At 28.8% G+C, this 15,698-nt stretch carries 13 protein-coding genes; 12 read left to right on the plus strand and 1 reads right to left on the minus strand.

Going from position 1 to position 15,698, the window contains the following annotated elements; all coding sequences use genetic code 11:
- Positions 1-19: 19 nt before the first annotated feature.
- Positions 20-1,933 carry a molecular chaperone DnaK gene (gene dnaK, locus U0T59_00700; GenBank protein ID XBC43450.1) on the minus strand — a complete coding sequence of 638 codons (1,914 nt, stop codon included), beginning with the start codon at positions 1,931-1,933 and terminating at the stop codon, positions 20-22.
- Positions 1,934-2,182: 249 nt separating this feature from the next.
- On the opposite strand from dnaK, the gene ndhC reads away from it, so the two are divergent.
- The 12 genes from ndhC to nuoM all read left to right on the plus strand — a co-directional run bounded on the left by ndhC (position 2,183) and on the right by nuoM (position 15,693).
- Positions 2,183-2,584: an NADH-quinone oxidoreductase subunit A gene (gene ndhC, locus U0T59_00705; GenBank protein XBC43451.1), complete on the plus strand. Its 402-nt coding sequence runs from the start codon at positions 2,183-2,185 to the stop codon at positions 2,582-2,584.
- Between the two features lie 36 nt (positions 2,585-2,620).
- The gene (locus U0T59_00710) at positions 2,621-3,295 is read left to right on the plus strand and encodes an NADH-quinone oxidoreductase subunit B family protein (protein XBC43452.1); all 675 of its coding nucleotides are present in this window, start codon (positions 2,621-2,623) and stop codon (positions 3,293-3,295) included.
- A gap of 90 nt (positions 3,296-3,385) precedes the next feature.
- Positions 3,386-5,188 carry an NADH-quinone oxidoreductase subunit C/D gene (nuoC, locus tag U0T59_00715; GenBank protein ID XBC43453.1) on the plus strand — a complete coding sequence of 601 codons (1,803 nt, stop codon included), beginning with the start codon at positions 3,386-3,388 and terminating at the stop codon, positions 5,186-5,188.
- Between the two features lie 34 nt (positions 5,189-5,222).
- The gene (gene nuoE / locus U0T59_00720) at positions 5,223-5,687 is read left to right on the plus strand and encodes an NADH-quinone oxidoreductase subunit NuoE (protein ID XBC43566.1); all 465 of its coding nucleotides are present in this window, start codon (positions 5,223-5,225) and stop codon (positions 5,685-5,687) included.
- A complete protein-coding gene (gene nuoF / locus U0T59_00725; protein XBC43454.1) occupies positions 5,684-6,979 on the plus strand; it encodes an NADH-quinone oxidoreductase subunit NuoF in 1,296 nt (431 codons plus the stop codon). The genes nuoE and nuoF overlap by 4 nt, the downstream gene beginning before the upstream one ends.
- A 155-nt stretch (positions 6,980-7,134) precedes the next feature.
- Positions 7,135-9,864 carry an NADH-quinone oxidoreductase subunit NuoG gene (gene nuoG / locus U0T59_00730; protein ID XBC43455.1) on the plus strand — a complete coding sequence of 910 codons (2,730 nt, stop codon included), beginning with the start codon at positions 7,135-7,137 and terminating at the stop codon, positions 9,862-9,864.
- A gap of 21 nt (positions 9,865-9,885) precedes the next feature.
- On the plus strand, positions 9,886-10,836 hold the full coding sequence (gene nuoH, locus U0T59_00735; protein ID XBC43456.1) for an NADH-quinone oxidoreductase subunit NuoH: 951 nt from the start codon (positions 9,886-9,888) through the stop codon (positions 10,834-10,836).
- A gap of 16 nt (positions 10,837-10,852) precedes the next feature.
- Positions 10,853-11,386 carry an NADH-quinone oxidoreductase subunit NuoI gene (gene nuoI / locus U0T59_00740; protein ID XBC43457.1) on the plus strand — a complete coding sequence of 178 codons (534 nt, stop codon included), beginning with the start codon at positions 10,853-10,855 and terminating at the stop codon, positions 11,384-11,386.
- A gap of 10 nt (positions 11,387-11,396) precedes the next feature.
- Positions 11,397-11,906, plus strand: a complete 510-nt coding sequence (locus U0T59_00745; GenBank protein XBC43458.1) for an NADH-quinone oxidoreductase subunit J — start codon at positions 11,397-11,399, stop codon at positions 11,904-11,906.
- Positions 11,907-11,925: 19 nt separating this feature from the next.
- Complete coding sequence (gene nuoK / locus U0T59_00750; GenBank protein XBC43459.1) at positions 11,926-12,228, plus strand: NADH-quinone oxidoreductase subunit NuoK; 303 nt, start codon at positions 11,926-11,928, stop codon at positions 12,226-12,228.
- Positions 12,225-14,063: an NADH-quinone oxidoreductase subunit L gene (nuoL, locus tag U0T59_00755; protein ID XBC43460.1), complete on the plus strand. Its 1,839-nt coding sequence runs from the start codon at positions 12,225-12,227 to the stop codon at positions 14,061-14,063. The genes nuoK and nuoL overlap by 4 nt, the downstream gene beginning before the upstream one ends.
- A gap of 91 nt (positions 14,064-14,154) precedes the next feature.
- Complete coding sequence (gene nuoM, locus U0T59_00760; GenBank protein ID XBC43461.1) at positions 14,155-15,693, plus strand: NADH-quinone oxidoreductase subunit M; 1,539 nt, start codon at positions 14,155-14,157, stop codon at positions 15,691-15,693.
- Positions 15,694-15,698: the final 5 nt, after the last annotated feature.

Raw genomic sequence — 15,698 nt, forward strand, 5'->3', positions numbered from 1 at the left:
TGTAGTTTTTTAGAAAGTATTATTTTTTTGGTTCTTTTATTTCTTCGAATTCTGCGTCTACAACGTTATCTTCAGGTTTTGAGGAGTTTTCGTTATTATTAGAGGCATTAGATTGTGTGTTTTGTCTAGTATTTTCTATTAATTTTGAAGAAAACTTTAATACATTTTGTATTTTTTCTTCTATATCGGTTTTGTCTTCTCCTTTTAAAGCTCTGTCTAATTCTTCTAAGGATTTTGTAATATCGTCTTTGTCTTTTTTATTTATGTTTTTTTCTGCATTTTTTAGTTGCTTTTTGGTGCTATGAGAAATTTGATCTCCTTGATTTCTGATTTTGACTAATTCTTCAAATTGTTTGTCTGATTCAGAATTAGCTTCTGCATCAGAAACCATTTTTTTTATTTCATCTTCGTTTAATCCGGACGATGATTTAATTGTGATCTTTTGTTCTTTTCCTGTGTTTTTATCTTTTGCTGATACGTGTAGAATACCATCTGCATCTATATCAAATGTTACTTCAATTTGTGCCATTCCTCTTGGTGCAGGCTGAATTCCATCTAAGTTGAATTGACCTAATGATTTATTATCTATGGATCTTTTTCGTTCTCCTTGGAGTACATGTATTGTCACAGCTGATTGATTATCTTCTGCAGTAGAAAATATTTGACTGTGCTTAGTTGGAATAGTAGTATTTTTATTAATTAATGAAGTCATTATGCCACCCATAGTTTCAATACCTAATGATAGCGGTGTAACATCTAATAATAATACGTCTTTTACTTCTCCAGATAATACTCCTCCTTGTACTGCTGCACCTACAGCTACTGCTTCATCTGGATTAACATCTTTTCTTGGTTCTTTCTGGAAAAAATCGGCTACTTTTTTTTGAACCATAGGCATTCTTGTTTGTCCGCCGACTAGAATCACATCATTGATATCTGAAATAGATAATTTGGCATCTTTTAATGCTGTTTTTAATGGCTCTATAGATTGATTAATTAAATCTTCTACTAAGGATTCTAATTTGGATCTAGTTACTTTAATATTTAAGTGTTTAGGTCCATGCAAATCTGCTGTTATATAAGGTAAATTTACGTCAGTTTGTTTAGACGAAGATAATTCTATTTTTGCTTTTTCTGCAGCTTCTTTGAGACGTTGCATAGCTAATGGATCATTTCTTAGGTCAGTTCCTTGGTCTTTTTTAAATTCTTCAGATAAATAATTTATTAGTCTGCTGTCAAAATCTTCTCCTCCAAGATGGGTATCTCCGTTAGTTGCTAGTACTTCAAATGTTTTTTCTTTGTCAACATTGTCTATTTCTATTATTGAAATATCAAATGTTCCTCCACCTAGATCATATACAGCTATAATTTTGTTACCTTTGTCTTTATCTAAGCCGTAAGCTAATGCTGCAGCTGTCGGTTCATTAATTATTCTTTTTACGTCTAGTCCAGCAATTCTTCCTGCATCTTTTGTTGCTTGTCGTTGAGCATCATTAAAATAAGCAGGAACAGTAATGACTGCTTCTGTTATTGATTCTCCTAAGTAATCTTCTGCGGTTTTTTTCATTTTTTTTAATACTTCTGCAGAAATTTGAGGAGGTGCTAACTTTTTGTTTTTTACATTAATCCATGCATCTCCATTATCAGATTTAATGATTTTATATGGCATTATTTTAATATCGCGTTGTACTTCTTCATCAGTAAATTTTCTTCCGATTAAACGTTTGATGGCAAATAGCGTATTACTTGGATTTGTTATTGCTTGACGTTTAGCGGGTTTTCCTACTAATATTTCTCCGTCGTTAGTATATGCAATGATTGATGGTGTTGTACGATCACCTTCTGTATTTTCTAATACGCGAGTTTTATTTCCATCCATAATTGCAATGCAGGAATTAGTAGTTCCTAAGTCAATACCGATTATTTTACTCATTATAATTTCCTTTTTAAAAATAAATGTACTTTAAATGATTTAGTTATTTTATTGTTTGAATTGTTTTAAAATTTGCCTGAAATCAATTATTTAGTTTAATAATAAATAGATGGGGTCAATTTTTCAATCATCAAGGTTAAAAACAAAACTAGTTTAAAAATATTAAAAATATTTTGTTTTGAATAGAAAGTTTTTATTTTTTAGCTTAGTATATTTATACTTTAATTGATATACTAAAATTATAAATTTATGAGCTTTGAAAATATATTTCATTCTGACCAATATTGGGCTTTTTTCATGTTTTGTATAACAGCTATTGGAATTAGCTTACTAATGCTATTATTGAGCTCAATGTTAGGTGGAAGGTCTCAAGCGCGACATAAACATACTCCATTTGAATCAGGAATAGATCCTGTTGATAATTTGTATTTAAATATATGTATTAAATTCTATTTAGTAGCAATATATTTTGTTTTATTTGATGTTGAATCATTGTATTTATATTTGTGGTCGATCAATGTTATTGAATTAGGTTGGAGCGGTTTTATAGAGGTTGTATTTTTTGTTTTATTTTTATTGTCTGGATTAATTTATTTAATTCGTTTGAACTCATTAAATTGGAGTTCCAAAGAGTTTTGTAAGAAATGTTAATTTAAATATTAGAACGATTTTAGAGTGAGTTACTTTATGAAATATACGTTAACTAAAGTGAATATTTCAGAAAAAGATAAAAATTATCCTTCTCAAAAAGAATATGTTGTATCTGATCCCATTGAAGATTATGTGCATAAAAATATTTATATGGGAAATATAAATAAATATATTCATAACTTAGTAAATTGGGGAAGAAAGAACTCTTTATGGCCTTACAATTTTGGTTTGTCTTGTTGTTATGTAGAAATGGTAACTGCATTTACTTCTATACATGATATTTCAAGATTTGGATCTGAAGTATTACGCGCATCCCCGAGGCAGGCTGATTTCATGGTTATAGCGGGAACACCATTTATTAAAATGGTTCCTGTTATTCAACGTTTATACGATCAAATGTTAGAGCCAAAGTGGGTGATTTCTATGGGCTCTTGTGCTAATTCGGGAGGAATGTATGATGTTTATTCTGTTGTTCAAGGAGTAGACAAATTTTTGCCTGTAGATGTTTATATTCCTGGTTGTCCACCTAGACCAGAAGCATACATAGAAGGATTAATGTTGTTACAAAAATCTATTTCTAAAGAGCGTCGTCCATTGTCTTGGATGATAGGAGAACAAGGAGTATATCGTGCCAATATGCCTGCAGAAAAAAATAAACGTAGAGAGAAATATATTTCTATTAAACATCTTCGTTCACCAGATAAAGTTTAGAATACTATTGCATATTGGTATGTAATTCTTTATTTGTTAGTAATTTCTTTATATTTGTTAATGAGATGATATGAGATCATTATGTAATTTATGAAAATAAACATTTCAAAAAAAGCTAGTAATACAATCCAAAATGTTCCTTACGATTATATTCATAGCGATATTGTGAAAGAATTGTTTAAATTTTTTGGACGAAATCAATTTGTACTTCAATCTACTTTAATAGGGATACCTGTATTGTGGATTAGTAGTAAAATATTATTAAAAATTGGTAAGTTTTTACTAAGCATAAAAAATCCATATACAACTTTATTTGATTTACACGGTGTAGATGAAAGATGTCGTTCTCATCGTCAAACGTTACCATTAGCTGATTTTTCAGTGTTTTACCATTTTATATCTTTTTCTCGAAATGATGATGTAATGTTTAAAATTGCATTATTTAACGATAAACTTAATCTTTCTACGTTAACTGAATTGTATCCAAATGCTAATTGGTATGAGCGTGAAACATGGGATATGTTTGGAATAGTTTTTGATAATCATCCAAATTTAACTAGAATTATTATGCCAAGAAATTGGAAGGGTCATCCATTGCGTAAAGATCATCCATGTAGAGCTACTGAATTGGATTTTTTTACTTTAAATCAATATAAAGAAGATAGAGAAATGGATGCATTGCGATTTCGTCCAGAAGAGTGGGGAATGAAAAAAGAAGGCAAAAATAGTAATTATATGTTTTTAAATTTAGGTCCAAATCATCCTTCTGCGCATGGAGTTTTTCGTATTGTTTTACAGTTAGATGGAGAAAAGATTATAAATTGTGTACCAGACATTGGATATCACCATCGCGGAGCTGAAAAAATAGGAGAACGCCAAACTTGGCATAGTTATATTCCATATACTGATCGTATTGAATATTTAGGTGGATGTGTTAACGAGATGCCCTATGTGTTAGCGGTAGAAAAATTAGCAGGTATTATAGTACCAAAGAAAGTAGAAGTTATTCGTGTTATGTTATCAGAATTATTTAGAATTAATAGTCATTTATTGTATATTTCTACCTTTATTCAAGACGTTGGAGCTATGACTCCTGTTTTTTTAGCTTTTACTGATCGTCAAAAGATTTACGATATTATTGAAGCTATTACTGGTTTTCGTATGCATCCAGCTTGGTTTAGAATTGGAGGAGTAGCTCATGATTTACCTAAAGGATGGAATAAATTATTAAAGCAGTTTCTTGATTGGATTCCAAAGAGATTAATTAAATATACTAATTCTGCATTGAAAAATAGTATTTTAATTAGCCGATCGAAGGGTGTAGCGCAATATAATCAATGTGAAGCTTTAAAATGGGGTATTACAGGGTCTGGATTACGTGCCACTGGTTTAGACTTTGACGTGCGAAAAAAACGACCTTATTCAGGTTATTATAATTTTGAATTTGAAATACCAATAGGAAATGGAATTAGTGATTGTTATTCTCGAGTAATGTTAAAGATGGAAGAAATCTGGCAAAGTCTTAATATTTTAAAGCAATGTTTAAATAATATGCCAGAAGGTTCTTTTAAAGCTGATCATCCATTAACTACTCCTCCGCCTAAAGAACACATGTTGCAACACATTGAAACTATGATCACTCATTTTTTACAAGTTTCTTGGGGTCCGATACTTCCTCCTAATGAAAGTTTTCAAATGATTGAAGCAACTAAAGGAATTAATAGTTACTATTTGATTAGCGATGGTAATACTATAAGTTATAGAACTAGAATACGAACACCTAGTTTTCCTCATTTACAACAGATACCGTCAGTTATTCGTGGGAGTTTAATATCAGATTTAATAGTTTATTTAGGTAGTATTGATTTTGTTATGTCTGATGTTGATCGTTAAAGAAATGTTAAAAAATACATTGAGTAATGTCTTTATGTTAAGCAAGGAAGAAGAAATAGATATTTTAAAAAGTAAGAATAATTATGAAGATGCTCAATCTAGTTCTATAGAAGCATTAAAAATTGTTCAAAAAAACAGAGGTTGGGTTTCGAAACAGGCTATTTGTGAAATTTCAAAAATACTTAAAATACCTGAAAGCAATTTAGAAGAAGTTGCTACATTTTATAGCCAGATTTTCAGAAAACCAATTGGAAGAAATATAATACGTTATTGCGATAGTGTAGTTTGTTATATGTATGGTTGTGAAGATATTAAATCATGTTTAGAAGATGCATTAAATATTGCTATTGGTGAAACTACACAAGATCTTCGTTTTACTTTATTACCGATATGTTGTTTAGGAAATTGTGATAACGCTCCTACTATAATGATTAATGATAACATTTATTCTCGTTTAAATGTAAAACGAGTAGTAGAATTATTGGAATTATATAAGTGAAAAAAATATTACGTACTTCAGAGACTCATCCATTAACTTGGTGGTTAAATGAAAAAAAAGATGTAGTTTGGATTCAAGAATATAAAAAAAACGGTGGTTATCTCGCTTTTGAAAAGGCACTTAAAACTATTAAACCTGTAGATATTATAAGTATAGTAAAAGAGTCAGGATTAAAAGGACGTGGTGGAGCAGGTTTTCCTACAGGAATAAAGTGGAGTTTAATGCCTCAAAAAAGCAATTTTGATGTTCGTTATTTATTATGTAATGCAGATGAAATGGAACCAGGAACGTATAAAGATAAATTTTTAATGGAAAAAATTCCTCATCAACTAATAGAAGGCATTTTGATTAGTTCTTTAGCTCTTAATGTTAGTAAAAGTTACATATTTTTGAGATGCGAATATATTCAAGCTGAACACATTTTAAAAAAAGCTATTTTTGAAGCAACCAAGTTTGGATACATAGGAAATAATGTATTGAAATCTGGTCTAAATTTTGAAATTGTTTTACATAGTGGTGCTGGTCGTTATATTTGTGGAGAAGAAACTGCGTTAATTAGTTCTTTAGAAGGTAATCGTGCTAATCCGAAATATAAACCACCATTTCCTGCTCATGTTGGAGCTTGGGGAAAACCTACTTGTATAAATAATGTAGAAACGTTATCTAATATACCATCTATTATTTTGCATGGAACAAAGTGGTATAAAAATTTGTCGAAAAGTATCGATTCTGGTACTAAAATGATGGGATTTTCAGGAAAAGTTAAAAATCCTGGATTATGGGAGTTACCTTTTGGAATTACAGCACGTGAAATACTAGAAGACTATGCTGGTGGGATGAATAGTGGACTTAATTTAAAAGCTTGGCAACCAGGAGGAGCAAGTACAGAATTATTAACGTTTAAACATATTGATTTGCCTATGAATTTTTCTACTATTCAACACGCAGGTAGTCGATTAGGAACTGCTTTAGCTATGGCAATCGATGATACTGTGAACATAGTTTCTTTGGTAAGAAACATTGAAGAATTTTTTTCCCGAGAATCGTGTGGATGGTGTACTCCATGTCGTGATGGTTTGCCTTGGATTGTTTCTATTTTAAAATCTTTAGAAATGCATCAAGGACATGAGAACGACATAGATCTTTTAGAAGAGTTATGCTGTCAATTAGGGCCGGGAAGAACGTTTTGTGCGCATGCACCAGGAGCTGTTTCACCATTAAAAAGTGCCATTAAATATTTTCGATCAGAATTTGAATGTGGTATTCGAACAACATCAATCATTAATATTTAATCTATTTAATGAAGTTTAATTTAACGATATATGTATGATTAGTTTAATAAAATACGTTAAGAATTATTGTTTTAGACAAATATTAATAAGTTTTATTACTTGCAATATTACGTTGTTTCATGAAGTTTTTACCGAATGGAAATAAAGATTAGTTTATGGCTATAATTTTCATAGATAATAAAGAATATAATGTCAGTGATTCAGAGAATTTATTACACACTTGTTTATCTCTTGGGTTTGATATACCGTATTTTTGTTGGCATCCCGTATTAGGAAGTTTTGGTGCATGTCGTCAGTGTATGGTTAAACAATATCATAGTTTTGAAGATAAAATTGGTAGATTAGTAGTATCTTGTATGACCCCTATTACAAATGGATTGATTGTTTCTGTTAATGATAGTGAAGTAGCAAATTTTAGAAAAGGTATTACTGAACTTTTAATGACTAATCATCCACATGATTGTCCCGTTTGCGAAGAAGGTGGAAGTTGTCATCTTCAGGATATGACTGTTATGAATAAACATTATGTTCGTCGATATAGGTTTTTAAAAAGAACTCATAAAAACCAATATTTAGGTCATTTTATTAAACATGAAATGAATCGATGCATTGCTTGTTATAGATGTATTCATTATTATAAAGGTTATGCTGATGGTACTGATTTTGGAGTATATGGAATTAGTAATAATGTTTATTTCGGGCGATTTGAAGAAGGATCATTAGATAGTGAATTTTCTGGAAATTTAATTGATGTTTGTCCTACTGGAGTTTTTACTGATAAAATTCAATCAAAAACATATGTAAGAAAGTGGGATTTGCAATATGCTCCGAGTATTTGTCAACATTGTTGTATTGGATGTAATATCAGTGTGGGTGAAAAATATGGAGAGATATGTAAAGTAGAAAATCGATATCATGGGAACATCAATCGTTATTTTTTATGTGATTTGGGTCGATTTAGTTATGGTTATTCTAATTTAAAAGATAGACCTAAATATTCCATTCATCGAATCGAAAATCAAGAACGTGTTTTGTATAATTTAGATGATTCTGTAAAATTAATAACAAAGTATTTAACATCTTCGTCTAGAATAATAGGAATTGGTTCTAGCCGTGCTAGTTTGGAAAGTAATTATGCTCTTCAAAAGCTGGTTGGATCGGAGAATTTTTCGGCAGGACTGTTACAAAAAGAATTAGATTGTATACAATTGATCACAAAAATTGTTACAAATAGTGGAATTTGTATACCTACATTAAAAGAAATAGAGGATTATGATGTAATTCTTATTTTGGGAGAGGATGTTACGCAAACGTCTCCTATGATGGCGTTATCTATTCGACAGGCAGTAAAAGGAAAATCTAGAGAGGTAGCAAAAGTTAATAACATTCCCAAATGGCATACGTTAGCTATTAAAAATATTTCACAAAATTTGAGATATAAGCTATTTATTACCAACGTTTATAAAACTAAATTAGATGATATTTCTGAAGAAACTTATTTTTCTACAATAGATGATCAAGTTCAATTAGGTTTTGAGATTGCTCATAAAATTGATGAGCATTCTCCTCATGTTCGAAATTTAAGTAAAAAGATGATTTTATTAATAAATAAAATTGTTTTTGCATTATTGTCTTCTAATAATGCTCTTATTATTTCAGGCACTCATTCTAATAGTATTGAACTAATTCAAGCTGCGCATAACATAGCCAAAGCGTTAAAAAACCAAAAGAAAAAAGTAGGATTAATTTTATTAACATCTAATTCTAATAGTTTAGGTATTGGATTATTAGGAGGTATGTCTTTAGAAAGTGTTATTAATAATACTTTAAAAAAGCAATGTGATTCTTTAATAATTTTAGAAAATGATTTATATCGTTATTTGTCTAATATTCAAATTATAGAATTACTTAGTGCTGTAAAAACTACTATAGTAATTGATCATCTCAAAACTAGGACTGTTACAAAAGGAACCATAGTGTTGCCAGCAACTAATTGTTTTGAAAGTTCAGGAACTGTTGTAAATTATGAAGGAAGGGCTCAACGTTTTTTTCAAGTATATGATCCAAAATTTTATAATGATGACATTCATGTTTTAGATAGTTGGAAGTGGTTACATGATATAGAGTGTAAATTATACAATAAGAATCGAATATGGAATAAATTAGATGATGTTGTTTATAGTATGTCTTCTGAACATGATCTTTTTAAACAGTTAAAATTTGTAGCCCCTGATTCATCGTTTAAAATTTTTGGGCAAAAATTAGCTAGGTCTCCACATCGGTTTAGTGGTAGAACGTCAGTTAGATCTAATATTAATGTTCATGAAATTAGTCAACCTAAAGATGAAAATTCTATGTTTTCTTTTTCTATGGAAGGTTGTCAGCAGTTTTATAAGTATTCTTCTTATATACCTTTTGCTTGGAGTCCCGGTTGGAATTCTTTACAAGCATGGAATAAATTTCAAAAAGAAATCAATGGAGAATTATATTGTGGAAATTCTGGTAAACATCTATTAACATATGATTGTGATAAGTCTATGCCGTGGTTTGAATATCATCCAGTTTGTATTAATCATGATGGTTATTATATTAGTCCATATTATCTTTTATTTGGTAGTGAACAATTATCGCAATTCTCTCCAGATATTAAAAATATCGTATGTAACGACGTTGTAGGAATTATGAATAGATGTGATGCCGATTCTTTATTTATTAAATCTGGATCTAAAATACAATTTAGTTGTATTGGTATGAAGTTTATGGTTGTGATTCATGTTTCTTCTAAAATTCCATCTGGTCAATTGGGTTTGCCTCTAGGTTTTTTTAATTTTCCTATTTCTTTATCGAGGAAAAAAGTTGTAGATTTACAAAAGATAACTGTATGATTGTATTTTTTATAAGTTTTTGTGGAAACTAAAGTGTTAATAATAGAATCTATTTTAGTGTTATTTTTAACTTTAATATGCGCAACAATAATGAGCATTGTAGAGCGTAGAGTATTAGGTTTATTACAAAATCGTTATGGACCTAATAGAGTAGGTTGGCAAGGAACATTACAAATAGTAGCAGATATGATTAAAATATTATTTAAGGAAGACTGGATTCCTATGTTTAGTAGGAAGGCGATATTTGTATTTGCTCCAATATTATCATTTTTGTCTTTGTTTCTGGTTATAGCTATTGTACCTATTAGTTCTAATTTTGTTATTATTGATTTAGATATAGGTATTTTATTTTTTTTAATGATGGCATCATTATCTGTATATCCTGTTCTATTTGCAGGTTGGTCTAGTAACAACAAATATGCATTATTAGGAGCTATTAGAGCTACAGCACAAACTTTAACATATGAAGTTTTTTTAGGTTTATCCTTGATGGGAGTAGTAGCTCGTGCACAATCTTTTAATATGATTGATATTGTTAATAGTCAGATACTATTGTGGAATTGCATTCCTCAATTTTTTGGTTTTGTAACTTTTTTTATAGCAGGTTTAGCTTTGTGTCATAGACATCCTTTCGATCAGCCTGAATCAGAACAAGAATTATCGGATGGTTATCATATTGAATATTCAGGCATGAAATTTGGTTTATTTTTTATTGGAGAATATATTTCCATTATAATAGTGTCTAGTTTAATTACTACTATGTTTTTTGGAGGTTGGTTTGGATTTGGTTTATCTGCAATTTTCTGGTTCATTTTTAAGACTATGTTTTTTGCATTTTTGTTTATCTTGATTCGAGCTTCGTTACCTCGACCTCGTTATGATAAAATTATGTTATTTGGGTGGAAATTTTGTTTTCCGTTAACGTTAATAAATTTAGTATTTACTGCATTTTTTATGTTATGCAAGGCATAGTAAGAGATCAATTAATATGAGTATTATAAAAATTTTAGTTAGCCAAATACGCAGTATTTGGCTAACTTTTATTAATATATTTTCCAAACGCGAAACTATAATGTATCCAGAAAAATCTGTTTATCTTGCTCCAAGGTATAGAGGGCGTGTGATATTGTCTCGTAATTTAAATGGTGAAGAACGTTGTGTTGCCTGTAACTTATGTGCTGTTGCATGTCCTGTCGGTTGTATTTCTTTAAAGAAATCTATTTCAAAAACTAATCGTTGGTATCCCAAGTTTTTTCGTATTAATTTTTCTCGATGTATATTTTGTGGGTTATGTGAAGAAGCTTGTCCAACAGCTGCTATTCAACTTATTCCTGATTTTGAGTTGTCGGAATACAAAAGACAAGATTTAGTATATGAAAAAGAGGACTTATTAATTTCAGGGCCAGGAAAATATTCTGATTATGATTTTTATCACTTTTCAGGTGTAGAAATAGAAGGAAAAAAGAAAGGTAATTTAGATTATGAATCGAATCCTATTGATGTAAAAACATTGTTACCTTGAGGATAATAACGTGGAAGTTGCTTTTTATTTTTTTGGACTTATGTCGGTTGTATTCACCATATTAACTATTTTTAGCAGAAATCCAATGCATTCGTTGATATATTTGATAACATCATTTTTATCTATATCAGGTGTACTATTTTCATTGGGTGCATTTTTTGTGGCTGCATTAGAAGTAATAATTTATTCTGGTGCTATTATGGTTCTATTTGTGTTTATTGTTATGATGTTTAATTTTGACGATTTTGTTAATTATTCAATAACATCTGATAAATCTATAATTAAGTTAATAATATTTTTTATTTTGTTTTTAATTTTAACATTTTTTATGATTTTTATATTGTCTAATTTAAATCATAAATATTTATTTAATGTTGTTATTGATATGCATGAAGTGGGTAGAAAATTATTTAATGACTATGTTTTAATTGTTGAATTAGCATCGATATTATTGTTAAGTTCTTTGGTAGTTGTTTTTCACATTGGAAAAGATAAAAAAAGATATAATAAATTTGATTAATTATTTAGGAAAATTGTTTATGATTCCTTTATCTCACGGTTTAATGTTGTCTTCAGTTTTATTGATTTTAGGCTTGATGTCTTTAATAATGCATAAAAATGTATTATTTATGTTGATTAGTTTAGAAATTATGATTAATGCAGTAGCTTTAGCATTAGTAGTAGTAGGTAGTTATTGGAATCAAGTAGATGGACAGATAATGTATATATTGATTTTGACTTTAGGAGCTTCAGAATCAGGAATAGGATTAGTTCTTTTGGTACAGTGCTATCGACGGTTTAAAACTTTGAATGTTGATAAGTTAAGTGAGATGCATGGATGAACATTATTCATATAATTATTTTATTTCCGTTAATAAGTTGTCTTGCACTACTTTTTTTTAAAGATGTATTATCTTATAGTCAAATTATAATAATTTCGATTGGATCTATTTTTATATCAATGTTATTTTCAATTTTTTTAGGTATAACGTTTTTATATCAAAATGAAAATATATTAATTGAAAAACTATGGACGTTTATTTTTGTAGATGATTTTAAAATTAATTTTGGATTTTTATTAGATGGTTTATCACTTACTATGTTAATAATGGTAGTGTGTATAGGGTTTCTAGTTCATTTATTTTCTGTTTGGTATATGCATCATAAAAATGAATTATCAAATTTTTTTGCGTATATGAATTTATTTATTTTTAATATGATTTTATTAGTTTTATCTGATAATTTAGTATTTATGTTTTTAGGTTGGGAAGGTGTTGGGCTTTGTTCTTATTTGTTAGTAGGATTTTATTTTAAAAATGTTAATTTTGGTTATGCTGCTTTAAAAGGGTTTATTATTACTCGCGTGGGAGATATTTTTTTATTATTGTCTATATTTTTTATTTATAGAGAGTTTGGAACTACAAATTTTGAAGAATTAAAATTAATTTTAAAAACAGTTACAGTAAAAGAACATTTAGACTTTATGCAATGGATTACTCTTTTCGTGTTAATTGGGGCTATTGGAAAATCTGCTCAGATTCCGTTGCACACGTGGTTAGCAGATGCAATGGTAGGACCTACTCCAGTGTCTGCGTTAATACATGCAGCTACCATGGTAACTGCTGGAGTGTATTTAATAACACGAACTTTTTTTTTCTTTTCATTGTGTCCAAATATACTGTTTCTTTTAGGAATAATAGGTAGTGCTACTTTGATTGTTTCTAGTTTTTCAGCATTAGTTCAAATTGATATAAAGCGTATATTAGCGTATTCTACTATGAGTCAGATTGGTTACATGTTTATTGCATTAAGTATGCAAAATTGGACTCTAACTATTAGACATTTAATTGTTCACGCTATTTTTAAGGCATTACTTTTTCTTGCTGCTGGATCTATTATTCTTTTGTTAAAAAACGAAAAAGATATTTTTAAGATGGGTGGGTTAAAAAATCAATTACCATTTTTATATATGTCTTTCTTGATTGGTGGAGCTTCTTTATCGTCATTTCCAATTATTACTTCTGGTTTTTATAGTAAAGAAGACATTTTAATTTTTGCTTGGGAAAATGATTATATAGCATTTTTTGTATCAGGTTTATTAGGTTTGTTGTTAACTACATTGTATACGTTTAGAATGATTTTTGTAGTTTTTCATGGAGAAGAGAAGAGAAAATTTCAATCTCCTAAAGAATTTAGTCATAATTTTCCATTAATAATATTAATGATATTTTCTACTTTTATCGAATCTTACATAATTTTACCATTATCTTTTGTATTTCCTAAAGAAATGTTATTTCATTCTAACTTGTTTTTGGAAATCGTATTTAGTTCTGTATCTTTATTGGGTATAGTTTTATCTTATTACTTTTGGGTTGTAAATAAAAACATTGTTAATAACATACTATGCACTAGTATCGGAAGTTTTATGCATTCTTTGTTGTTTAATGCATTTAGGTTTGATTTTTTATATAATTTTTTGTTCGTAAAACCTTATTTTTATGTTTCTAAAATTTTTATGCCTGATCCTATTGATATCATTTTTCGTTATCCAAAAAATTTATTACCTATTTTATATCGCTGGTTTGTATTTGTGCATAATGGATGCTTGAGGACATATCTTGTATTAGTAGTTTTTAGTTGCTTGATCTTTTTAACAACTATAAAATTATTTTTATAGTTTTATGTTGTAATCAATAAAGTTAATTTTTTAACTATAGATATAGTTTAATTTATTAAACGACTAAACTAAAATAAGGAATATAATTAACATGTTGCTTCCTATATTTATTATGGTTCCTTTTTTAGGTGGAATATTATGTTTGTTATGCGATCAATATAGTTTAAAAATTGCTCATTATATTGCATTGATATTAATGAGTATAGTGTTTGCATTATCTATTTCGTTGTTGTTTTACGATTTGACAGTTTATGTCCCTAGTATATATGGATCTCATTGGAATTTTGAATATGAAACTCCTTGGATACCACGATTTGGGATTACTTTTCATTTAGCTGCTGACGGTTTATCTATTTTAATGTTAGTTTTGACTAGCATATTAGGAATTGTATCTATACTTTGTTCATGGAATAAAATTAAAAGGAATATAGGATTTTTTTATTTAAATTTGTTGTGGATTTTAAGTTTTTCTATAGGAATTCTTCTCTCTGTAGATCTTTTTTTATTTTTTATTTTTTGGGAAGTAATGATATTTCCAGCATATTTTTTAATAATATTTTGGGGATATAAAATTGATAATAAGAAAACTTGTTTAAATCGATATATTATTGCTAATAAATTTTTTATGTATTCTCAATGTTCTGGTTTAATTTTGTTGTTTTCAATACTTGCTTTAGTACACTGTCATTACATTTCTACTCATATCTTAAGTTTTAGTTATGATGCATTACATAATGTTCATGTAAATTTTTTTTTAGAAACATGTATTATGCTAGGATTTTTTTTAGCGTTTTCCATAAAAATTCCTATTGTTCCTTTTCATGGTTGGCTTCCAGATTTTCATACTTACTCTCCTATTTCAGGTTCTCTGGATATTTCTGGAATATTATTGAAAACCGCTGTTTATGCTTTATTACGATTTAATATTTTTCTTTTTCCCCATTCTTCAGCTAGATTTGCATGTTATTTTATGATTTTGGGACTTATCACTATATTTTATACTGCGTTAATTGCTTTTTCTCAAACTGATATAAAACGTTTGGTTGCGTATTCATCTATATCACATTCAGGATTTGTTTTAGTGGCTATTTATAGTGCTAGTCAAATAGCTTATCAAGGAGTAATTGTACAAACTATTTCTTATGCATTATCTACTGCTGCTTTATACTGTCTTATAGGTCAATTATTTCAACGTGTTCATACTCGCGATATGCGAAAAATGGGTGGATTATGGTCTAGTATAAAGTGGATTCCTGGTTTTTCTTTGTTTTTTTCGGTAGCAAATTTAGGTATTCCAGGTACTGGAAACTTTGTAGGTGAATTTATGATATTATTTGGAGCTTTTAAAAACAATATTTTATTAGTTAGTATTGCTTCTTTTTCTCTAATTATTTCAGCATTATATTCTTTAATGATGATACAGAAAATATATTTTGGTGTTCATTCGAGATCTAATGATGTAGTTATTATGCCATATACTTCTTTTCGTGAAATATTTATATCAGTATCATTATTGGTAATGTTGATATTAATTGGGTTGTATCCTAATATCATTATGAATATATCTGAATTGCCATTAAATAATCTTCGGTCTGTTTTTTCTAATTTTATTTTAATTACAAGGTTATAATTTTT

Source organism: Buchnera aphidicola (Meitanaphis flavogallis) (genome assembly GCA_039830035.1).
Lineage (GTDB): Bacteria > Pseudomonadota > Gammaproteobacteria > Enterobacterales > Enterobacteriaceae > Buchnera_B > Buchnera_B aphidicola_AZ.